Annotated in this window: 17 protein-coding genes; 8 read left to right on the forward strand and 9 right to left on the reverse strand. The window is 53.9% G+C overall.

Features of this window, described 5'->3' with window-relative positions:
• Positions 1–23: 23 nt before the first annotated feature.
• The 3 genes from TU92_RS00055 to rhaS (TU92_RS00065) all read right to left on the reverse strand — a co-directional run bounded on the left by TU92_RS00055 (position 24) and on the right by rhaS (TU92_RS00065) (position 3,600).
• Complete coding sequence (locus TU92_RS00055; RefSeq protein ID WP_112163938.1) at positions 24–1,037, reverse strand: ABC transporter permease; 1,014 nt, start codon at positions 1,035–1,037, stop codon at positions 24–26.
• Positions 1,034–2,545 (reverse strand): sugar ABC transporter ATP-binding protein, encoded by a 1,512-nt coding sequence (locus TU92_RS00060; RefSeq protein WP_112163939.1) that lies wholly within the window; start codon positions 2,543–2,545, stop codon positions 1,034–1,036. Before TU92_RS00060 ends, TU92_RS00055 begins: the two co-directional genes overlap by 4 nt.
• Before the next feature lie 62 nt (positions 2,546–2,607).
• On the reverse strand, positions 2,608–3,600 hold the full coding sequence (gene rhaS, locus TU92_RS00065) for a rhamnose ABC transporter substrate-binding protein (protein WP_112163940.1): 993 nt from the start codon (positions 3,598–3,600) through the stop codon (positions 2,608–2,610).
• A 411-nt stretch (positions 3,601–4,011) separates the two neighbouring features.
• Here rhaS (TU92_RS00065) and rhaS (TU92_RS00070) point away from each other — a divergent pair, with 411 nt between their 5' ends.
• From rhaS (TU92_RS00070) to TU92_RS00085, 4 genes are all read left to right on the forward strand, one after another.
• Complete coding sequence (rhaS, locus tag TU92_RS00070) at positions 4,012–4,830, forward strand: HTH-type transcriptional activator RhaS (RefSeq protein ID WP_112163941.1); 819 nt, start codon at positions 4,012–4,014, stop codon at positions 4,828–4,830.
• Between the two features lie 207 nt (positions 4,831–5,037).
• On the forward strand, positions 5,038–6,477 hold the full coding sequence (gene aldA / locus TU92_RS00075; RefSeq protein WP_112163942.1) for an aldehyde dehydrogenase: 1,440 nt from the start codon (positions 5,038–5,040) through the stop codon (positions 6,475–6,477).
• A gap of 74 nt (positions 6,478–6,551) precedes the next feature.
• Positions 6,552–7,133, forward strand: a complete 582-nt coding sequence (locus TU92_RS00080; RefSeq protein WP_112163943.1) for an LUD domain-containing protein — start codon at positions 6,552–6,554, stop codon at positions 7,131–7,133.
• A gap of 145 nt (positions 7,134–7,278) precedes the next feature.
• Positions 7,279–8,355, forward strand: coding sequence for a coiled-coil domain-containing protein (locus TU92_RS00085; protein ID WP_112163944.1), 1,077 nt, complete (start codon positions 7,279–7,281; stop codon positions 8,353–8,355).
• 20 nt (positions 8,356–8,375) lie between these two features.
• Here TU92_RS00085 and TU92_RS00090 read toward each other — a convergent pair whose 3' ends face one another.
• From TU92_RS00090 to TU92_RS00105, 4 genes are all read right to left on the reverse strand, one after another.
• A complete protein-coding gene (locus TU92_RS00090; protein WP_112163945.1) occupies positions 8,376–9,131 on the reverse strand; it encodes an alpha/beta hydrolase in 756 nt (251 codons plus the stop codon).
• A 159-nt stretch (positions 9,132–9,290) separates the two neighbouring features.
• Positions 9,291–11,780 (reverse strand): fimbria/pilus outer membrane usher protein, encoded by a 2,490-nt coding sequence (locus TU92_RS00095; RefSeq protein ID WP_136627570.1) that lies wholly within the window; start codon positions 11,778–11,780, stop codon positions 9,291–9,293.
• Positions 11,781–11,790: 10 nt separating this feature from the next.
• Positions 11,791–12,489: a fimbrial biogenesis chaperone gene (locus tag TU92_RS00100; protein WP_112163947.1), complete on the reverse strand. Its 699-nt coding sequence runs from the start codon at positions 12,487–12,489 to the stop codon at positions 11,791–11,793.
• 49 nt (positions 12,490–12,538) lie between these two features.
• Positions 12,539–13,024: a hypothetical protein gene (locus TU92_RS00105; RefSeq protein WP_112163948.1), complete on the reverse strand. Its 486-nt coding sequence runs from the start codon at positions 13,022–13,024 to the stop codon at positions 12,539–12,541.
• Positions 13,025–13,747: 723 nt separating this feature from the next.
• Here TU92_RS00105 and pqqU point away from each other — a divergent pair.
• Both pqqU and TU92_RS00115 read left to right on the forward strand, forming a co-directional pair.
• Positions 13,748–15,901 (forward strand): TonB-dependent receptor PqqU, encoded by a 2,154-nt coding sequence (pqqU, locus tag TU92_RS00110; protein ID WP_112163949.1) that lies wholly within the window; start codon positions 13,748–13,750, stop codon positions 15,899–15,901.
• 184 nt (positions 15,902–16,085) lie between these two features.
• A complete protein-coding gene (locus TU92_RS00115) occupies positions 16,086–18,479 on the forward strand; it encodes a glucose/quinate/shikimate family membrane-bound PQQ-dependent dehydrogenase (protein ID WP_112163950.1) in 2,394 nt (797 codons plus the stop codon).
• Between the two features lie 70 nt (positions 18,480–18,549).
• Here TU92_RS00115 and TU92_RS00120 read toward each other — a convergent pair whose 3' ends face one another.
• Positions 18,550–19,971: an MFS transporter gene (locus TU92_RS00120; protein ID WP_112163951.1), complete on the reverse strand. Its 1,422-nt coding sequence runs from the start codon at positions 19,969–19,971 to the stop codon at positions 18,550–18,552.
• Positions 19,972–20,106: 135 nt separating this feature from the next.
• On the opposite strand from TU92_RS00120, the gene TU92_RS00125 reads away from it, so the two are divergent.
• Positions 20,107–21,045, forward strand: a complete 939-nt coding sequence (locus tag TU92_RS00125; RefSeq protein WP_112163952.1) for a LysR family transcriptional regulator — start codon at positions 20,107–20,109, stop codon at positions 21,043–21,045.
• A 12-nt stretch (positions 21,046–21,057) separates the two neighbouring features.
• On the opposite strand, the gene exoX is transcribed toward TU92_RS00125, so the two are convergent.
• On the reverse strand, positions 21,058–21,717 hold the full coding sequence (exoX, locus tag TU92_RS00130) for an exodeoxyribonuclease X (protein ID WP_112163953.1): 660 nt from the start codon (positions 21,715–21,717) through the stop codon (positions 21,058–21,060).
• Positions 21,718–22,143: 426 nt separating this feature from the next.
• On the opposite strand from exoX, the gene TU92_RS00135 reads away from it, so the two are divergent.
• Positions 22,144–23,298 (forward strand): mandelate racemase family protein, encoded by a 1,155-nt coding sequence (locus TU92_RS00135; protein WP_112164076.1) that lies wholly within the window; start codon positions 22,144–22,146, stop codon positions 23,296–23,298.
• Positions 23,299–23,348: the final 50 nt, after the last annotated feature.

A 23,348-nucleotide genomic window follows, 5' to 3' on the forward strand; every position in this document is an offset into this window, starting at 1 on the left:
GGGGCGCGACGTTAAGATTTTAGTCATGATCTTGCTCCGCTTTCAGTATGGGCAGAATGAACAGGGGCCGCATGGCGTAAAATAAGCCGCCCTTTACGTTTATTGGCGCGTTCGTTGAGGATCACTGCAATGACAATCACGCCGCCGGAAATCGCCATCTGCCAGAAAGGCGAGACTTCGATCACCGGTAACGCATTGTTGATCACGCCGAGGAACAGCGCCCCGAGCAGACAACCCACTACCGAACCGATGCCGCCCATGGTACTGATCCCGCCAATCACGCACGCCGCGACAATCTGCAATTCAAAACCGTTGGCGACGTCCACGTAGGCGACTGCAAAGCGCGAAATCCACAGATATCCGCAGAAACCGGCCAACGCGCCGGAGAGGCAGAAGCTGACGAACTGCATTTTTCCGGCGTTGATGCCGGTGTAATACGCGGCTGTCGCGTTGCCACCTGCCGTGTATAGCGCACGTCCGGTGCGGCTGTAACGCAGGAAATACGCCACCAGGACCAGCGCAGCAATCGCGCACCAGCCTAACAGTGGCAGGCCGATAAAGGTCGCACGCGGCAGACTGAGAAAGTCCGGGCTCATCTGATGGGCATTGATCCAGCCGCCGTTGGAGAGCAGGAAAATGATGCCGCGATAAATACTCATGGTGCCGAGCGTAACTACGATTGGCGGGATGCCGATTTTCCACACCAGCAGCCCGTTTATCGCCCCCATCACCAGCCCGAGCAGCGTCGCCAGTACCACCAGTGCCCACACAGGTACATCCGGATGATGGAAATTAATCAGCGCGACGATCATACCGGTCAGCGCCAGATTCGCCGCCATCGACAGATCGATACCTTTGGTCAGCAGCACCATCATCTGACCGAGCGCCAGAATGATCAGAATCGAGGTGTCATTGAACATTTCCAGCAAATTGCCGACGCCGATAAACTCCGGTGAACGTGCGCCGACGCCAAATACCATCAGCACAATCACCACCGCCAGCAACAGCTCGCGGTACTTCAGCAGTTTTTTGATCATGCTGCCTCCTCGCCCGCGCCGCTGGCGGCGCTGACAATCATTTCGGCGCTGGCTTCGCCGGCTTTGAATTCTGCCACCATCAGCCCTTCGTGCATCACGATGATCCGGTCTGCCATGCCCATCACTTCCGGCAGTTCTGAAGACACCATAATCACCGCCAGCCCTCGCCCGACCAGCTCGGACATAAACTGATGCACCGCGGCTTTCGAACCGATATCAATGCCCTTGGTGGGCTCATCCAGAATGATGATGTCCGGTTTGGTCGCCAGCCATTTTGCTATCACCACTTTTTGCTGGTTACCGCCGGAGAGCGTGCCCACGGCCTGTTTCCAGCTCGAAGCTTTTACCTGCAACCGTTTGGCGTAGTCATCGGCCAGCGCCCACTCTTTTTTATCGTTGAGCACACCGCGCGGATTCAGCTGGCTGAGCTGCGGCAGGCTGATGTTCTGGCTTATTGGCAAATCAATGATCGCGCCCTGTTTTTGCCGCTCTTCCGGGACATAAACAATGCCCGCGCGGATCGCCTGTGAAGGGCGCGTGAAATGATGTTCTTTGCTGTGGATAAGAATATGGCCGCCACCCGGCTGCGTGACGCCAAACAGCGCCTGCATCAGTTCGGTCCGGCCTGCGCCGACCAGCCCGTAGAACCCGAGAATTTCGCCTTTGCGCAGTGAGAAATTGATCCCGGCGAATTCGGTCGGATGGCTGAGGTTTTGAACTTCCAGCACCGTCTCGCCTGGTTCGCAGTTCACTTTCGGATAGGCCTGACTCACTTCGCGCCCGACCATCATCGTCACCATGGTTTGCTCGGTGATGTCGCTGATTTTGCCGGAACCGACGTAGCTGCCGTCACGCAGCACGGTGTAATAATCAGAAATCGCGAAGATTTCGTCGAATTTGTGCGAGATAAACAGGATGGCTTTGCCCTCGTGCTTCAGGCGTTCGACTATCTGATAAAACTCGGTGATTTCATGCTGCGACAGTGCGGCGGTCGGTTCGTCCAGAATGACCACCTGCGCATCGAATGACAGCGCACGGGCAATCGCCACCATGTGACGCTGTGCGATGCTCAGGTCTTTCAGGGTGGCGTGCGGATCGATATTCACTTCCAGCCGCGTCAGGATGTCGCGCGCCTGCTGATGCATCGCCGGCCAGTTCAGGCGTTTAAATATCCCGGAATACAGATAGTGGCCGACGAAGATATTTTCGGTAACAGAAAGCTCGTCAAACAGCACGGTTTCCTGATGAATCGCGGTGATCCCGACTTTGTGCGCAGATTCGGGATTGGGCAATTTGATCGGAATGGCTTTATAGCGCAGCTCGCCTTCTTCCGGCTGATAAATGCCGGTCATGACTTTGACCAGCGTCGATTTTCCTGCGCCGTTTTCGCCAATCAGGGCGGTGACTTTTCCCGGATACAAATCCACATGCACATTATTCAGTGCCCTGACGCCCGGAAAGACTTTGCTGATCCCCTTTAAGGACAGCAACGGTGTGATATCGGTCATAGATTTCCCCTGACGAAGCACAACAAAACGGCCAACCGGAAACCGGTCAGCCGCATTCAGGATCAGAATATTTTGGAGAATTTGTCGATGTTGCTGGCGTCATAAATGAAGGGCTCAGCCATGGCGCCGCTGCCGTCGGCGTCCAGTTTCACTTTACCTAAACGCCCCATGCTGGCTTCAGTTTTCGTGGCCGTGCCTTTAACCAGATCATCGGCCAGATAGGTGGCGGCGTAACCCAAATCAATCGGATTCCAGATGGCGAAGCTTTTGGTCGCGCCGGATTTTATCGCCCCTGCCATTTCAGAGGGTAACCCAAGACCGGTGACGTACACTTTGCCGATTTTGCCCTGATCTTTCACCGCCTGCGCCGCCGCCACGATCCCAACAGAGGATGGCGAGATGATGACTTTCAGGTCGGGATACGACTTCAGCAGGCCAATGGTTTCGCGATAGCTTTTATCTGATAAATCATCGCCATAGGCTGTGGTCACCAGGTTCACGGAAGGATACTTCGGTAGCACCTTTTTCATCTCAGCAATCCACAAATTCTGATTGGTCGAGGTCGGTGTGGCGCTGAGAATAGCAACGTCGCCTTTCTCCACGTTCAGCGCTTTCAGCGCATTGGCGGCCAGTTTGACGTTGGTTTCGCCAATCAGCGCATTATTCGACGGATTGAGATGGATCTGACGACCTTCTTTCGCTACACCGGAATCCCATGACACCACTTTGATGCCACGCTGCATGGCCTTTTTCAGCACTGGCACCAGCGCGTCCGGGTCATTGGCAGAGACGGCGATCGCGTCCACGCCCTGAGCGATCAGGCCATTCAGCACTTCGATCTGCGCTTCGGCGGTGGTGGTGGTCGGGCCGGTGTAAATCACTTTTACATCGCCCAGCTCTTTCGCGGCCTGTTGTGCGCCGACGTTGGCCGCTTCAAAAAATCCGTTGCCCAGTGATTTCGCCACCAGCGCAATTTTCACTTCTGCCGATGCCGCGCCGGCCATCAGGATGCTGCTCGCGATCAGGGTAAGGCTCAGTACGTGTTTTAATTTCATTTTTTGTACTCCGCATGCTAATTCGCAAAATCTGCAAAAAGGGTAACGACGAAAAGTTGCCGACGCGCCAGGCGCATGATCACGACTCTAGGAGGTTGATGACAAACTGACCTTTCCGCGAGTGCCAGTTGTTAGCCAACTATGGCAAAGGTGCAAAGGTTCGGGAGAACAACCTCACAAATTGATAACAATCTTGTTATGCGCTGGCGAAACGGTCAGAAAAACACGGCGATTTGTCGGTAAAAAGGCGCACTAAAATGAGGCGTAAACCTGCGTCATACGGGGTTTTTCGCAAGATTTAGCAGAGAAAGACGGGTTTTATTCAAAAGCGACTGTCCGGTCACAGTTTCAGCCCGATGACCACGTCATCGCCGACTAAGATATTACGATAATGTTAATAAGGAGTCGGAAATGACGGTGTTACGCAGTAGTGAGTATTTCCCCTCAGGAGATTTCCCGGTCGCCATTGAACCCCGTTATCCGCAGGAGACCTTTCCTGAACATCATCATCAGGATTTTAACGAAATTGTGCTGGTCGAACAGGGCACCGGCACCCATGTCTTTAACGATCAACCGCTGATCCTCAGCGCGGGCAGCGTCTGTTTTGTGCGTCACCGCGACCATCATTTATATGAAGATACCGACAATCTGCACCTGACCAATGTGCTGTACCGCAGCCCGGATGCGTTTCGCTTTCTCAGCGGCGTCGGCGACCTGCTGCCGCAGGAAGTTGACGGGATTTATCCGGCGCACTGGCGCATCAATCCAGGACAGGTCGCGCAGGCCAAAACGCTGATCGACCTGTTGGCGCAAAAAACTGTCAGCCAGTCGCCGGAGTCGCAGGCGCAACAGGAACTTTATTTTATGCAGCTGTTATTACTGCTGCGAAAAGGGAGTCGTGACGTTGGTTATGGCGGGCAGGGCGGCGATCTCAATAATTTGCTCGACTGGATGAACGAACATTACGACGAAGAAATCGACTGGCCGGTACTTGCCGAACGGTTCTCGATGTCGTTGCGCACGCTGCACCGCCAGATGAAACAGCAGACCGGCTGCACACCGCTGAACTACCTCAATCGCCTGCGGCTGATCAATGCCCGCAACCTGCTGAGGTTCAGCGACAGCTCAATTACCGATATTGCTCATCAGTGCGGCTTCTGCGACAGCAACTACTTTTCGACCCTCTTTAAACGTGAATTTGGCTACGCGCCGCGTAATGCCCGCCTCTGACTCCTGATCTCGTCTTTCATCGATAATTTGCAAAAATGTTACGTCGGGCAGCCCGACCATGACATTTTTGCCATTTCCCACGCCCGGCTGGCAGCCACGGAAAGGTAAAACCCCTGCGGATGGAACAGGCTGTTAAAACTTCACAAAAAAGAACTTATTTTTTAACAACTCGTTCATCACTCTATCCGTACTTTGGAGACACCTTATATGGGCACAGTTCAGAAACGTATGTACATCAACGGCGAATTCGTTGAAAACACCGGCGGAAAGTGGATTGATGTTGTGAATCCGGCGACGGAACAGGTGATATCACAGATCCCTGAAGGTTCTGCGGAAGATGCCAGGCGCGCTATCGATGCTGCCGAAGCGGCGCAGCCGGGCTGGGAAGCGTTGCCTGCGGTAGAACGCGGCGTGTGGCTGCATAAAATCGCTGCCGGGATCCGCGAGCGCGAGCCTGAACTGACCGAGACGATTATTGCCGAAGGCGGCAAAACCTACGGTCTGGCGCAAACCGAAGTGTTATTCACCGCCGATTACCTTGATTACATGGCCGAATGGGCGCGCCGTTACGAAGGTGAGATCATTCAGAGCGACCGGCCTAACGAGAACATTTTTGTCTTCCGCAAAGCCATCGGCGTGACCACCGGCATTCTGCCGTGGAATTTCCCGTTCTTCCTGATCGCCCGTAAAGCGGCTCCGGCGCTGATCACCGGTAACACCATTGTGATCAAACCGAGTGAAATTACGCCTAACAATGCGGTTATCTTCGCAGAAATCATCCATAAAATTGGCCTTCCAAAAGGCGTGCTGAACATCGTCACCGGGTATGGCCCGACTGTGGGTCAGGAGCTGGCGGCCAATCCGAAAGTCGGGATGGTCAGCCTGACCGGCAGCGTCGCCGCCGGGATCGCCACCATGACCGCAGCGGCGCAGAACGTCACCAAGGTCTCCCTGGAACTCGGCGGTAAAGCGCCGGCTATCGTCATGAACGACGCAGATTTAGATTTGGCGGTCAAAGCCATCGTCAGTTCTCGTGTCATCAATACCGGGCAGGTGTGTAACTGCGCGGAGCGTGTTTACGTGCAGGAAGGTGTTTACGACGAATTCATCTCACGCATCAGTGCAGCGATGAAAGCTGTTACGTTCGGCAATACGGCGGAGAAAAAAGAGCTGGATATGGGCCCGTTGATCAGTGCTGCTGCGTTACAACGCGTGGAAGACAAAGTCGCGAAAGCGGTTTCTCAGGGCGCGAAAGTACTGTTGGGCGGTAAGCGTGAAAGCGGCACCGGCTTCTTCTATCCTCCGACGTTGCTGGTGGATGTTAAACAGGAAATGCCGATCATGCATGAGGAAGTCTTCGGCCCGGTATTGCCGGTGGCGACGTTTAAAACGCTCGAGGAAGCCATCTCAATGGCCAATGACAGCGAATACGGGCTGACATCCTCTATCTACACCAGCAACATCAACACCGCGATGAAAGCACTGAAACAACTGAAGTTCGGTGAAACCTACATCAACCGCGAGAACTTTGAAGCGATGCAGGGTTTCCACGCCGGCTGGCGTAAATCCGGCGTGGGTGGTGCGGACGGTAAGCACGGTTTGCAGGAATATCTGCAAACGCATGTGGCTTATTTGCAATTCCACTAAGATTTTCACTCAGAGAGCCGGAGCGGGGAAACCTGACTCCGGCTTTGTTTTCCTCCGTCAGATAAGGATAGCGCATGAGCCGCAGCGATTTCCTGACTGCCCTCCGTCAGCATAAATTCATCCACGCGTTGTTCCCGCATGACGACGCCCTGAACGATCCGGTCGACGCCTTTGCCCGCGCGCTAACCCTGACCGGCGGAATATGGGATGACACCTTTCTGCATTCACCGGCCACCGGTTCCGCCACGCTGAGTGCTTATCTCCGCGCCAAATACCCCGCCGGTTCTGTCTTCTGCTCTGCGACACCACAGGTTAACGGTGACCGCATTTTGCATGCCGAAACACTGGCATCATCTCTGAAAGAGGTGGACGTCGGCGTGGTAAGGGCGCGTTTTGGCGTGTCGGAGACGGGCGCGGTATTTCTGAGCGAGGATCACTTATGCGTTAACGAGCTCAGCACTCACGCCCGCCATTTAGTGGTTCTGCTGGATACGCGAAATATCCTCGACCATCTCCATCAGGCGCATAAACAAAACAGATACTTCAATGCCCGCTACACGCTTTTGATCGCCGGTCCGACAGCGCTCGCCGACAGCGAGAATGCGTTGATATCAGGTGCGAAAGGGGTGGAGAGTTTACGGGTGGTGGGGATGTGAAGTGAGTGCGTTTAGTTAATCACTACTGCCCCTTTCCCCTGGCCAGAATATCTCCGATAAATAAAATAAATCCTATCTGATACAATAAGTAAACCGGTGCAAAACGCGCCTGCCCTGACGTTTACTGCAAATGAGCGCGACAAACATGAGCGTGATACAGAGCCTTATCAAACAAGCATTTGGAACCGGTAACAGCCACGAAGCAGCCACTTTCCTGGCCAGCGCGTGCAACCGGATGAAGGCTATGGATAAAACGACCATCGCCCGCGAAGTGGAAAACGCGCTCAGAGGCGTCAGATTCAACCGCGCCGAGCCGGGTAAGGCAGAAGTAAAAACCGTTTATAAAGACACTGCCGTCACGCTCGAAAGACTCGCCTCTCTGGAAAAACAGCTGCGCAGCCTGACTCACGAACTCGCCGTTGCACGCCACCAGACCGGCAGCAGCAACAAGGAAGATGTTCTACGAATGGAAGCGGAGTTGTACCGTCTGAACACGCGGGTAAGCGAGCTGCTGCGCCAGTCTGACCTACAAAAAAAGCAACACGCCGACGAACTGGCGCTGCTGCGTTCACGTCAGCGTGCAGCCGGGAGCTCCAGCTCCCTAGAAATCGAGGCCGCCAACCGCCTGATTGCCTATACCGGCAGTCAGATGGCCGCCATGGCAGCGGCGCGTGACAGGTTGCAACAGCGTTTAACCGTTCTGGAAGTCGATTCGTCGCGCCGTTTGCGGGAGGAAGAGGATAAACGTCACGCCGCCAATCGTCGTGCTGACGGGAATTACGCCCTGCTGGGGCAGCAAAAGGAACTGACTGCCCAGGCCAACCTCAAAATCAGCCAACTGCGTGCCAGCCTCAAGCTCGAAGAGTATGAAGTGCAGAATGCGAAGAATGAAAAGGCGAAACTGAGCAAGCAAATCGCTGAGCTGGAAGATGAAAATAGCCGCCTGGTTGAGCAGTTTCGAAACAACGAAGAAAACGGCGAGCGCCTGAGTAACACGCTGGATCGGACAAACCAGGAGTTTGCCGCCTACAAAGCGAAAAAAGAGCGCTTAACCCGCTGGATCCACATGCCCGGCGCGATGATGGGCATCTCCGTGGTGGCGCTGGTCTTGTACTCAGATGCCCAGCCAGGGCACCTGTATGACAGTCTCGTCCCCGCGGCTTTTCTGGGCAGTGTCGTTTACGCCCTTTCCCTGATGATTGCGTTAACGCGCAGAGCCTAGCGGGGACAGGTTTTACCCTTTTACTTCGCGCCCAATGCCGCCTGTTCAATCAGCGCCGCGACTTCTTTGGGGTGCGATTCATACACCGAATGACTGGCGCCAGCGATTTCTACGGTGTGGCTGTGCGCGCGTTTGGCGTACATACGTTCTAAATCCGGGTTAATGATTTTGTCGGCCTTTGCGACCATGTACCAACTGGGTTTCACTTTCCACGCCGGATCGGGAATGTTGGCGGTGAAGACGCTGGCGGAGGTCAGCATTTGCGCTTTTGCCTCGAACTCAGCCTGCTTCAAAGGTAAATCTGCGGCGAAGTCAGAAGGGAAATTAACCGGGTTGATGTAGAGGAAACCGTCCGGCGTTTTTGCAAATGGATGCGCCGCGTTAGGAAATTTTTTGCCGTTGATCGCTTCTGTTTCACCGTTATCCAGCGCATGTGCGGCGATGTAAACCAGCCCGGCGACGTGGGGATCGTTACCCGCTTCGGTGATGATCGCGCCGCCATAGCTGTGGCCGACCAGAATCGTCGGGCCGTTTTGCATCGCCAGAATACGTTGGGTAGCTGCCACATCTTCCGCGAAGGACGTCAGCGGCTCCTGTACCAGCGTCACGTTATAGCCGTCGTGGGTAAGAATATCGTAGACCGGACGCCAGCCCGATCCGCCTACAAACGCACCGTGAACCAGCACAATATTTTTCACCGGCGCAGCCGTTGCCGCCTGAGAAGCGAAAGCCGCAGCAGCGGCTACTATGAATGTTGAAGCTAAACGAAAACGCATGGCAATTACCTCGTGGAGTCGGAAATAACATCAGTGTGTGCAGCCACAATGCGCGTCTGGCTCTGACAGCGGCGTGACGCACTGATGACATAAACGACATTGATTGCCAGTTGTTTCGATGGCTTCATTCCGGTCTGTGTGGCGTATTTTGGTGAATACCTACAAGCATTGCGCGTTGAGGACATACAGTCCGCTATGTTCGGTTGCCTGCGTTTTGTCGAACGTCACAATGCATTCACTCTTTTCGCCGATGTTAACCGTCAGTATTTGCCTGTCTTTAACGCCACTGACATATATTTCGCCATCACTGTTAGCAATGCTGTTCGCGTCGTTTGCCAGCGTTGAGCCAAAGGGTAAAGGTTTTCCGTTGCGTGTAATGGCGAAAAGTACCCGATAACCGACGCTGGTTTGGAACTCGGCTAAAGCCAGCGCGCCGTGCGTTGGGATCACCGTTTTTTGTGTATCCAATATTTCGGTGTAATCACCAAAAGAGCTGGCATCCAGATTGATATTGCTTTGGCGGTATGCCTGCGCGGTGGGAACGATCGCGTGGCCCTTCCGGTTGGTGACCACATCTCGCCGGTTTTTGACTTTGACCCCTGCACTGCCTTCTGTTTTAACCAGCACGGCGGAAGTTGATTCAGAAAGTATGTTAGGCGCGAGGGTGATGCCATAGGGATGAGCCACCACGGCGCTTTTCCAGCGCCATTGATAGCTCTGACTTTCACTGTTCATGTTGCTGTAACCCAACATGCCTTGCCCGACAGGGGAAGAATAGGTCGCGCTGATGGCCTGACTCCGGGAGTGGCGCCCGTCGGTGGTGCGATCAAAACTCTGCGAAACGCTGTAATCCAGCGGTAAGTCTTTGGCAGAACCGGTTACCCGGCTGGTCAGTGAATTATTACCCCGGCTGGACTGTGTGTAACTGTTATAAAGTCTGGCTGAGGGGGCATTTCTGGAGAAAATGCTGAACGGAATGCTGACGGTGGCACCCATAATATTTTCTGTCACCTGGGTATATTTGTTCTCACTGCGGTTAACGCTCAGCGTCAGCGAGGACCCCAGGACTTGCGTGTTCCAGCTTGCAGAGTAACTCAGCCGGTCGCTCTGCATGTTGTAATATTTCTTGTCATAAGCACTGATGCGCAACGTCCCCCAGTCGGCCAGATTTTGCGAAGCGGAGAGGGAGGTTGTACTTTTTACCGAATTCTTTTTAGAGGTCGTGGAATACTGGTTGATGTCGTCAAAGGTGTAAAAATCTCTGGTGTAGTTTGCCCGGCTCAGGCTCAGATAAGTTTGCGTTGGCGTTAAATACTTCTGGTACGTCAACTGCGTAAAATAACCTTGTTTGTCGCTGCCATCGGCCAGCACAGATTTTGCGCCACCGGCAATCGGCGTCAGCGATCCCAGATTCCCTAAGTTAAGACCCATGCCAAGCGCTGCGTGTTGATAATCCTCACTCATCAATGCGCCGCTCAGGACAGTCGCGGTGTTATTCGCGCCATAGATCAGTTCACCCTGCACGAAACGTTTACGGGCATCACGGTGTGTCACGTTGCGGGAACTGCCGTCTGACCAGGTATCCGTATCGTTATCATGCTGCCCGATACTCAGGCTGTATTTCATATTTCCGGGGCGCAGCAAGGTTGCCGATGTGGAAACAGGTACGGTGAAGGTTCGCACCGTGCCATCTTCTTCCGTCACACTCACGTCCAGCTCTCCGGCATTAGACACGCTCACATCGCGAAGAACAAAATCTCCCGGTGGCACGAATGTCTGGTAAATCATGCGGTTATTCTGGCTCACCTGTACGGTGGCATTGCTTAAGGCAGTACCCTGAATCTGTGGCCCAAAGCCATTATCACGAGAAGATTGCATGGCTGAGACGGATTCCAGGCTGGCACCGATAAAACGAATACTCTCGATAACCAGCCCTGTGGTTTCCGTTTCACCTGCACTGAATCGTGAGAGCAGGCTGTGAATGTCGCGGCTGATCCAGGTTTTATCTGAAGTAAAAGCCGCCGAGTAAGCGGTCTTCTGATAGTAACTTTTGTTACGTATCCGCCATGCGCCCAGATTTACGCCGTTAGTGAGATTCACGTACTGGTTTTCACTGTCACGTCCGTTCTGGCGTTGGGTCTGATAACCACTGGCATTGATGTTAGTGAATACCATTGGCAGGCCGTGATCCCATTCCTGCGGCAACGTTTCGCCTTTTGGGAGCAAATAATCGGCGGGTACGGTGATGTTCAGGCGTCCGGAAAGCACATCGGCTTCAACACGGGTACCCGGCAGCACTTTGGTGATGTCGCTGACAGGCTGGTCATCTGCCAGGTGTTTAAGGCCCGGCAAGGTATGCGTTCTCAGCCTCATGTCCTGCAATAGCGGCTTCGTTAGCTGCGGTATAAATTGTTCATCTTGCTGGATAAATACTACGTTCTGGTGTGTGACAAACTTCCGGTTCACATAAATGTTCACCGGATAACTACCGGGGATTTGCTTTCCCGCGCTCATACGCAAGTCACTGGCGAGATTACGCTTTTCTTCTTCGCTGATCTCGAGGCTGTTGAGATCGAAGAAAGAATCCTCCGCCCACGCCAGGGGCGTAGTGAGCGCACAGGCCATCCATAGTCCTGTTCTTATCTTCACGGTTCAACTCTCAGCGAAGCTGGACGGAACGTGGCGTAAGCAGAGCACCACGGTCACCGATGGCCGTCAGCGTGACATTGCGTAATGCCGCATTGTAAGGCAGCGTGACTGCGCCTAAGGGGGGGACCGTCCCCAGAACAGACAGGCCATTTGCACCGAGATTTGCACCGTTGAGTGAGATCTGGCCGATGTTGACGTAATAGGGGGTCGGATTCGTCAATGTAAGATACTTCCCGTCGCTTTTGATCTGTAATTTCTGATACGCCAGAGCAGCATCGTGATCGCTAAGTGATGCAGGACGATAGATAAATTTAATGATGCTCTGATTATTCACAACGAGTTTGGCACCTTCCGCATCAGTCTGAGAGGGGATGCTCAGGAGATTCAAACGGAAAAGTGTCTCTTTATCTTGCGAAAAGTTCTGTCTCCCTGAGTTAATTATCCGTAAATTTGCCGAGCTATTCTGAGCCATCTTGAAGAGTGGAGGTGTGAGCAAAAAAGGTGACGATGTAAGTTTGTTGTTTTCCTGGTCTGACATCCATGCCTGAATAAGGAATGATTTATTGGATGAAGTGTTTTTTAGGCTAAGGGTGGCTTCTTTTTGCTCTTGCTTAAATATAATTCTGCTGGAAGATAATTGTACGGCGGCACTGACGCTCAGAGATGAGCATAATAATAGCGCGGTAAGAAATACATTACGTTTTTTCATTATGTCATCAACCGGAGAAATAAATGAATATTTCCCCGGTTATCCCTCATCAGTTGTAGGAGTGGGCTAAGGTCAGTGTGAAGGTATGATCTTCTACCGCGTTGGCATGGGTGATGCCAGCCTGAGGTGTGATTTGATAGTACAGAGTGGCGGTGGAGCTGCCGCCTGCATCAGCCGTACTGCCAATAAGCGCAACGGGTTCACTTGACGGGTCCGCGTACGTTCCCTCTGCGGATCCTACCGCCATGCTGAGTGCCGAAGAGCTGGTAGCCAGTGTTGAGACGGTAACCAAAGGTGTTTCACCTGCAGCACAGTTCTCAAGCGTCAGTTCCAACGAATCGCTGACCGAAGCCGCGCTGACGAAATCGTTATAACTCATTGCCTCACGCTGATGAGTCAGGCTGTCGGTTGCGACTGAGCACATGCTGGCCGTTATTTCCTGCGTTATATTCAGCGTATCGTCTGCGAAAACAGGGGCTGACATCAGCGCGGTGGTCGCCAGTAACGGTGTTAACATGGCAGCGATTTTCTTCATAAAATACTTCCCTTTACTAAGGTATATAAAACTACGTGTTTAAAATGGCAGGTATAAAACTTCAGACCTGGTGTGGTCGCATTAAATATATTCGTACGTTATTTTTATTTCCTCTGGTGTTGAGGGTGAATGCAGAAAAATAGCGTGAACTACATTTTAAATGAATGCTGTTCTTATTTTCTGCAAGAACAAGGATAATTATTACCCTGCTCAGACTTCGGGGGAAGAGTAACAATATTACCCTTGCGGCGCACCACAAATGGATTATCTTCTTTTTTGTTTACCTTTCATTACTTAACTTTAGACAATCTCTCAAACGTTGTTTTGCAATTAATTTTGTTGTTATGAGACTTAATTAATTTTGTTTATATCTCTGGGAGGTATTCGCAATTTCCTTATAGAGTGGCGAAAATCCTTAACATATACGATGCTCAATAAGTGTGCAGTGTTTGCAGCGGTCAGGAAGACTTACCCCGTTAAGGGACATCGGAAGATTGAAAAACCGTGTGAATGCACCTTGCGTGCGGAATTTTGTTAAATAATTACATTCGTAAAGTTACGTATGTACTAACAGGAAGAAAATAACTATAGTTAGCGCCTTCCTGATTCTCCATCAGATTGATGGTTTTTTGTCTACTCCTAAAGTCTAAAAGTGAGATGTGCGTCGTATTTTAGCGCGACCCGTCAGCTCGCACTTTTAGCTAACAAGAAAGAACGCCTAAAGTGAACGCCAAAACCTCTGCTTTTATCATCACCTTTTTGTCATTTTGTAGCCCTGTTTCAGTCAGTTACGCGCTGTCAGCCACCGATACGCCAAAAAGCGACACCGATGACACCTCCGACTCGTCTTCACTGATGATCATCAAAAAACAAGGTGCAACCGGCCTGTCCGAACTGGACACTCCGGCGGCGGTGAGCGTTATCGACGGTGAGGATTTCCGTAACAGCAAAGCGCAGGTCAATCTTTCCGAAAGCCTCGGCAGCGTGCCAGGCCTGCAGGTTCAGAACCGTCAGAACTATGCGCAGGATTTACAACTTTCCGTTCGCGGTTTCGGCAGCCGTTCGATGTACGGCGTGCGCGGTGTACGGATATACGTTGATGGTATTCCGGCCACCATGCCGGACGGGCAGGGGCAAACCTCGAATATTGATTTGAACTCGGTAGAGCGCGTTGAAGTCCTGCGCGGGCCGTTCTCGGCACTTTACGGTAACGCCTCCGGGGGCGTGGTCAACGTCGACACCCAAACCGGTACCCAACCTGCCACCCTTGAAGCAGGCACTTATTTCGGCAGCTACGGATCATTTCGTAACAGCGTTAAAGCCAGCGGCGCAACCGGCGACGGTACCCACGCGGGCGATGTGAATTACCTGATCTCCGGTTCACGCTTCACCACCGATGGTTACCGCGATCATAGCGGTACGCAGAAAAATCTGGGGAACGGCAAACTGGGCGTACGTATTGATGACGCCAGTACCCTGACGCTGATGTTCAACAGTGTTTCCGTCGATGCCAACGATCCGGGTGGCCTGACAGAATCTGAATGGCACGATAATCCTAAACAGGCGACACGCGCCGATCAGTACAACGCCCGTAAAAGCCTCGATCAGACGCAGGTCGGTCTGCGCTATCAGCGCCAGATGACCGAGAACGACGAGTTCAGCCTGATGACCTATCACGGCGAACGTCATACCACGCAATACCAGACCATTCCGGCCACGGCGCAGAAAAATCCGCTGAACGCGGGCGGCGTGATCGTGCTTGAACGTAAATACTCCGGTGTGGATACCCGCTGGAAACATGACGATCAGATCGGCTCCGTGCCGTTCTCGGTTACCGGCGGTGTGGATTATGAAACCATGACCGAGCGTCGTTTCGGTTATGAGAACTTCAACGACCAGGGCGATTTGGGCGTGAAGGGCAATGAGCGCCGCAATGAAAAGAACGTGATGTGGAATCTCGACCCGTATTTGCAGACCACGTGGAACCTGACGCCGCGCTGGACGCTGGACGTCGGCGCGCGCTACAGCACCGTTAACTTTGATTCTACGGATTACTACATCACCGGCACCAATCCTGATGACAGCGGTTCACGCCGTTATCACAAGCTGCTGCCAATGGCGTCATTGAACTACGCGGTGACACCGGCGCTGAATACTTATATTTCCGCCGGTAAAGGTTTCGAAACGCCGACAATTAACGAACTTTCTTACCGTACCGACGGCAACTCGGGTCTGAATCTCGGTCTGCAACCGTCGACCAGCAATACGGTTGAACTCGGCAGTAAATGGCGTGTTGGCAACGGTCTGGTGACCGCCGCCGTCTTCCAGACAGATACCGACGATGAGCTGATCGTTGCGCAAAGCGTCGGTGGACGTTCGAGCTATACCAACGCCGGAAAAACCCGTCGTCGCGGGCTGGAACTGTCATTAGATCAACAAATTGAAGAGAACTGGCGCGTGAAAATGGCCTGGACCCTGCTCGATGCAACCTTCCGCAATGAGACCTGTGGATCCGGCGACTGCACGCCTGCGGGCAACCGCCTTCCGGGTATCGCCCGTAACATGGGCTACGCTTCATTAGAGTGGGCACCGGTCGATGGCTGGCACGCCGGGGCAGATGTCCGCTACATGAGCGATATTCAAGTGAATGACGAAAACAGCGAACAGGCTCCCGCGTATACCGTGGCCAGCGTGAATGCCGGTTATCGCTTCAACTGGGACAAAGTGACGCTCGACCTGTTCACCCGCGTTGACAACCTGTTTGACAGAAATTATGTCGGATCGGTCATCGTCAATGAAGGGAATGGCCGCTACTTCGAACCGGCGCCGGGCAGAAACTACGGTGGTGGCGCGACGCTCTCTTACAGCTTCCAGTAAGTTCGTGTTCATGAAATACCGAATTTTCAGTCAGTAAAAGTAAAGCACCTCGCGACGTTGCCGACAGATTACCTGTGTCAGTCGGCAGCGTGCGCACGGAATGACACCCGGTGAGAACCGGATGTTCTTGAAGATTTAGCTCATCCTAAATCGACGATTATAAAAATCAGTAAGGTCATCAACTATGGAAACGAAAGCCTCGTTATCACGCATCGTCGTAATAATTACCGCTTTGTTCGCCGCGTTAAGCGGGATTTATCTTCTTGTCGGCGGTATCTGGCTGGCAAAATTAGGTGGTTCTCTTTATTACATTATTGCCGGTGTGGTATCGCTGGTTACTGCGTGGCTGCTGTTCCGCCGTCGCGCTTCTGCATTACTGCTGTATGCCGTATTCCTGTTCGGCACCACGGTCTGGGCTGTCTGGGAAGTAGGTACAGATTTCTGGGCGCTGACGCCGCGTCTGGACGTGACCTTCTTCCTCGGTCTGTGGATCCTGTTGCCGTTCGTTTACCGTCAGATGGCGGCTAAAAATGCCTTCGCACGCGGTGCACTGGCGCTGTCACTGGTTTTCACCGTGGCTGTGCTCGGTTACTCCATCTTCAATGACCCGCAGGTGATCAACGGCACGATTAAAGCCGCAGACTCTGCTCCGGCAAAATCTGATTCCGGCATTCCTGACGGTGACTGGCCTGCCTATGGCCGTACTCAGGGCGGTACCCGTTACTCGCCTCTGAGCCAGATCAACGACCAAAACGTCAGCAAGCTGGATGTTGCATGGACTTTCCGTACCGGCGACCTGAAAACGGCCAACGATCCGGGCGAAATCACTGACGAAGTGACGCCAATTAAAATCGGCGACATGCTTTACCTGTGTACGCCGCACCAGAAGCTGTTTGCTCTGGATGCCGCGACCGGTAAAGAGAAGTGGAAATTCGATCCGCAGCTCAAGCCGAACCCGACTTTCCAGCACGTGACCTGTCGTGGTGTGTCTTATCATGAGACCACGCCTGCCGCAGAAGGCACCGCAGCGAACGGCGCAGCACCTGCTGTGTGCGCACGCCGCATCATTCTGCCGGTCAACGATGGCCGTCTGTTTGCGCTGGACGCTGAAACCGGTGCACGTTGCCCGGCATTTGGTAACAACGGTGAACTGAACCTGCAAAGCAATATGCCGAATGCAGTGCCGGGCCACTACGAGCCAACGTCACCGCCAATCATCACTAAGTCTGTGATCATTGTGGCCGGTGCGGTAACCGATAACTTCTCTACCCGCGAGCCTTCTGGTGTGATCCGTGGCTTCGACGTTGAGAGCGGTAAACTGCTGTGGGCCTTCGATCCGGGTGCGGCTGAGCCAAATAAACTGCCAGCTGACGGTGAGCACTTCACACCAAACTCCCCGAACTCATGGGCGCCAGCGTCTTATGATGACAAACTGGATCTGGTGTATCTGCCAATCGGCGTCGCGACTCCGGACATCTGGGGCGGCAACCGTACACCAGAAATGGAACGTTTTGCGAGCGGCCTGCTGGCGCTGAATGCCTCTACCGGTAAACTGGCCTGGTTCTACCAGACTGTTCACCACGATCTATGGGATATGGACGTTCCGGCGCAGCCAACGCTTGCGGATATCACCGATAAATCCGGTAACAAAGTCCCTGCGATTTATGTACCGACCAAAACCGGTAACATCTTCGTGCTGGACCGCCGTGACGGTAAGCTTATCGTTGATGCACCAGAGAAGCCTGTTCCACAAGGCGCGGCGAAAGGCGACCATGTTTCTCCGACTCAGCCATTCTCCAAACTGACGTTCCGTCCGGAAGCCAAACTGACCGGCAAAGACATGTGGGGCGCAACGATCTACGACCAGCTGATGTGTCGTGTGATCTTCCATAAACTGCGTTATGAAGGCACTTTCACACCGCCATCCGAGCAGGGCACTCTGGTATTCCCAGGTAACCTCGGGATGTTCGAGTGGGGTGGTATCTCTGTGGATACCGATCGTCAGGTGGCTATCGCTAACCCGATCGCACTGCCGTTTGTGTCTAAACTGATCCCACGTGGCCCTGGCAACCCAATCGAGCCAGACGCTAACGATAAAGGTGGTTCCGGTTCTGAGTCAGGTATCCAGCACCAGTACGGCGTGCCATTTGCCGTGACGCTGAATCCGTTCCTGTCTCCGCTGGGCTTCCCTTGTAAACAGCCTTCATGGGGTTACATTTCCGGCGTTGATCTGAAAACTAACGACATCGTGTGGAAAAAACGTATCGGCACCGTGCGTGACAGCTCACCGCTTCCGTTACCGTTCAAAATGGGTATGCCAATGCTTGGCGCACCGATTTCCACTGCCGGTAACGTGTTCTTCATCGCAGCAACCGCAGATAACTACCTGCGCGCGTTCAACATGAGCAACGGTGACAAATTGTGGGAAGCACGTCTGCCAGCAGGCGGCCAGGCCACCCCAATGACGTATTCTGTAAATGGCAAACAGTATGTTGTCATTGCAGCAGGCGGTCACGGTTCGTTCGGCACCAAACTGGGCGATTACATCATCGCTTACGCGTTGCCAGACGCTAAGTAATTGCGCTGAAGTGCAGGAATGAGAAAGGCCGCGAAAGCGGCCTTTTTTTATGGGTGCTGATCCTGTTGCGTTATTTCTGTTCCTGAACGTGAGTGCGCAGGCTGCCTAAGCGGCTCACGCTGATCGCAATCGCCAGCACCGTCGCTGTCACCGCAATCCACAGACTCAACTGAACGGCGTGACCTTCCTGCATTGCACCGCGGCTTGCCATAATCGAGAGCATCACCCCTACTACCGCCGCGCCCAGACACTGGCCGAAGGTGCGCATAATCGCCAATACGCCGGATGCGTAGCCGCTGTTTTCACGGGAGGCGTTGGATAACATCTCACGGTTGTTCGGGCTCTGAAAACAGCCGAAACCGATGCCGCAAATCAGGCTTCGCACGCCGATATCCCACGCTTGTGGATTTTCAGGAAGCTGCGCCAGTAACACCAGTCCGATGGCAAAAACGCTTAAACCCACAGTTGAGATGATCGCTGCCGGATAGCGATCGGCGAGGCGTCCGGCGTGAGGTGCAGCGAGGATAATCCCGATAGGCCAGGGCGTGAAAAGCAGTGCCGAAACAAAGGCGCTATAGCCGTACACGCTCTGAAAGAGGAAAGGCAATGCCACAAAGGTGATGCCCTGACTGACAAATGAAGCCAGTGAAGTGAGCGCCGCCAGCGAAAAGCGTGACGATGCAAACATGCCCAGTGGCAGGAGCGGCTTCGGCGCGCGGCGCTGACGCCAGATAAATGCCAGACCGGCGAGGATGGCGGTCAGCCCGTAGATTACGGCGGTCATCAGGTCGTCATTGCCCGGATGCGAGAAGGCGTCTGCCGCCATGATTAACGCGCCCAGAGTGACCGCCGACAAAAATGCACCGGCGAAATCAAAAGGTTCACGCGTTTTTGCCGGATTATTGGGAATGACGCGCAGAGTCAGGATCACCGCAATAATTCCTAACGGGATGTTGATCGCGAATAACCATTGCCAGCTCATCGCCGACAAAATCGTGCCACCCAGTACCGGTGCCACTGCGGTGCTGGTGCCAATCAGCAGTGCGTTGATACCGAGTATTCGCCCGAGCAGACGGTTGGGAAAGACCGAGCGGAGGATCGCGGGGCCGATACTCAGCGTCGCCGCGCCGCCGATGCCCTGAAGAACGCGCATGGTCACCAGCATATCCAGCGAGGTGGATAACGCGCAGCCCACCGAAGTTAAGGTAAACACCGTCAGGCCGAGGGCGAACAGCGAGCGAAATCCGATACGGGTGGCGAGCGCGGCAAATATTGCCAGCGTCATGGCGGCGGACAGCAGATAGCCGTTCGAAACCCAGACCGTCGCACCGGCGGAAACGTCCAGCGTCCGCGCAATCTGTGGCAACGCAATGTTCACCATCGATCCGTCGAACACGGCCATGGTGGTCATCGTCATCACTGCGGCCATCGCTAAACCGCGCTCGCGGCCCGGCAGCCCTTCATCGCCCGGCTGATCGGTAAATAATGCCATGTCTTTATGCTCTCTCAAAAATGTGGAATGCGGGCACTATAGCCCTGTGTGAGATGCGGCGGAAGGCGCAGCATTTGCACTTAATACCTGCACCAGACGCCTTCTCTCAAAATTCAGCCTGAGTTATCATGAGGCATGACTGAACCCGATTTGAACTTACTCATCGCGCTGGACGTGCTTCTTGCTGAAGGAAGTGTGGCGGGCGCTGCCCGTCGTTTAGGCTTGAGCGCCTCTGCCATGAGCCGGACATTGAGCCGTTTGCGCACGACGACCGGTGATCCGCTTCTGGTGCGGGCAGGGCGTCAGATGGTATTGACGCCTTACGCCGAAGAGATCCGTGAGCGCACACAAAACGCCGCGCACGAAGCGCGCGCATTGCTTCGCCCTTCGGCATCGGTACTCAATTTACCGATGCTTGACCGCACCTTTATCCTGCGTTCTAACGACGGTTTTGTGCTGGCATTTGGCGCAACGCTTATCGCCGAAGTGGCGGCGGTGGCGCCGCGGGTCTGTCTGCGTTTTGCACCGAAGCCGGAAAAAAGCTCCACGCATCTGCGGGAAGGGCGGGTTGATCTTGAGATAGGCGTGCTGAGTAATATGGGGCCGGAAATCCGTATTCAGACACTGTTCCGTGACCGCTTTGTCGGGGTGGTCAGAAAAGGCCATCCGCTTGAACTCAAGGGCGAGATTACTCCTGCCGACTATGCCGCGTGCGGTCATGTGGTGGTGTCGCGTCGCGATGGTATTCGCGGGCCGGTGGATGATGCGCTGGCTGAATACGGCTTAGAACGTAAAATCTCCACCGTCGTGCCCGGATTCTCCGCCGCACTGGCGATCGCCCAGGCGTCGGATCTGGTGGCGCTGGTTCCGGCTTCTTTCCTCATCAGCCAGCCGGTAATCGAAAGAAATGGCGCGCAGGCTACGCTGTGGATTTTTGATCTGCCGGTTAAAACCCGCGAAATCACCATCTCGCAGATGTGGCACCCGCGCTCCGAAGTGGATCCGGCGCACCGCTGGTTGCGGCAGCTGGTGCTGAAAGTATGCCGGCAGAAGGTAGCGGATCAGGCGAGTTAATAATCAACGCTATCAGACGTCAAGGTAATGCTTGAGCGTCATCCGCAAATCTGGCGTTAACTCTTTGATGTTATTGAGCATCCAGCGTAAGTACATCGGATCGTCTTGTGCAATTTCCTCAATCTTCTTACCCCGGTATTTACCAAACATCATGGTAGTGACCAGTGCGGGACGCCCGGTAATGCCGACCATTTCTTCCGGCGTCCAGTCTGATTCCTCCATGATGCGGATCAGTAGCGCAGCGGTGATGTAACAGTCAAACAGCGCGCGGTGATGATGCAGTTCCGCGGGGGTTTTCACATCGAGTTTGAGGGATTTGTATAACGCCATGTTGCTGTATTTGATCCCCGGCCACAGGCGGCGTGCCAGTTTGACAGTGCAAATCCAGTCACCCGGCATTTCCGGCAGCATCCGCTGGTCAAAACTGGCGTTGTGAGCAACATAATAAGGGCTGCCGTGATAACGGGGGATCACCTCTTCAATCCATGGTTTGTCGGCTACCATCGCCTCAGTGATTTTGTGGATCGCCATCGCCTGATGGCTGATAGGGCGATCGGGGCGCACCAAATTGCTCATCGGGTTGACGATTTGTCCATCCACGACATCGACCGAGGCCACTTCAACAACGCCACCCTGCAATCCACAGGTTTCCGTATCAATTACTCGCAACATTTTCCACTCCAGAAGTCACCGGGCGCATGCCAGACCATTGGGCCGATCCTAAGTTATCTTGCCGGTGAGTTCAATCCGGGGGATCCCGGCGCTATTGCGGGGAACATTTCCTTTATCCGTCAACGATATCGTGGGGATATCCCCACACAATCACTCCGCCTATTTCCTGTACAGATCACACTTCGCCCTGCTTTCGTGAAAATGCTCACATTCCCCCGTGCAGATGCCCAAACATACGACGAAATTTTCGGCTTTTAGCCGTGGAAATGTGCAAATAAAGTGGCTAACTTCAATAATGAAACGCTATTTTATTAATGTTGGATTGCGGTTTTAACGAAGTGTGAGTGCGCTCACAAAGCTGACGGAACCCGTAATCCCGGAGCGCCCTGACGGGCAGTCACTCTCTCAGTAATGGCAGGTATCGCTGTGAAAATAAGTTCTGTTGAAGTTTCTGTTTTTACTTATCCGACGCGTCGTGTCTCAGACAGCGCGGGTCATTCACATCCGGGTGAAGAAAGTCTGGCAAAAATGGCGATGTTGACCATTTCCACCGATGAAGGCGATTGCGGTTATTCGTTTGCGCCGCCGGAAGTCGTGCGTCCGCACGTGGTCAATGCCTTCTTTAGAAAAGTGCTGATTGGTCAAAATCCGTTCGACCGCGAACGTCTTTGGCAGGATCTGGTTCACTGGCAGCGCGGCAGTGCGCACCAGTTGACCGAGCGCGCGCTGTCGTTCGTCGAGCAGGCGCTATGGGATTTAATTGGCCGCAAACTGAATATGCCGGTGCATAAACTGCTGGGCGGATTCCGCGAAAAAGTGCCGGCCTATGGCAGCACCATGTGCGGCGATGAGCTGAAAGGCGGGCTGTCGACGCCAGACGAGTTTGGGCAGTTTGCCGAAAAGCTGGTAGCGCGCGGCTATCAGGCGATCAAGCTGCACACCTGGATGCCTCCGGTGGCATTCGCGCCGGACCCGAAAATGGACATCAAAGCCTGCGCCGCCGTGCGTGAAGCGGTCGGGCCGGATATCGAACTGATGCTCGACGGCTATCACTGGTACAGCCGCAGTCAGGCGCTGACCATCGGTAAGGCGCTGGAAAAACTCAACTTCGCGTGGTTCGAGGAGCCGATGGAAGAAGAGAGCATGGCGTCCTACGCGTGGCTGGCGGAAAACCTGTCGATCGACGTTATCGGACCGGAAAGCCTGGGCGGAAAACATCACAGCCGTGCCGACTGGGTAAAAGCCGGAGCCTGCGACATTTTACGCGCTGGCGCAAATGGCGTCGGCGGGATCTCGCCGTGCATGAAAGTCGCCAGTCTGGCGGAAGCGTTTGGCATGGACTGCGAAGTTCACGGCAACGGCGCGGCAAGTCTTGCGGTGGTCGGCGCAATCCGCAACTGTCGCTGGTACGAACGCGGCCTGCTGCACCCCTTCCTTGAATACGACGAACCTGCCGCTTATCTCAACAGCATCGTTGACCCGATGGATGAGCAGGGTTTTGTACATCTTTCGAATCGCCCCGGCCTCGGAGAGGACATCAATTTTGAGTACATAGAAACCCATACCGTCAGCCGAGACTGACCTGCGGGCAGAAAAAAATAATAAACCTCTGACTCTACCCGGAAGGTAAA

Source organism: Rahnella inusitata (assembly GCF_003263515.1).
In the GTDB taxonomy this organism is placed as follows: domain Bacteria; phylum Pseudomonadota; class Gammaproteobacteria; order Enterobacterales; family Enterobacteriaceae; genus Rahnella; species Rahnella inusitata.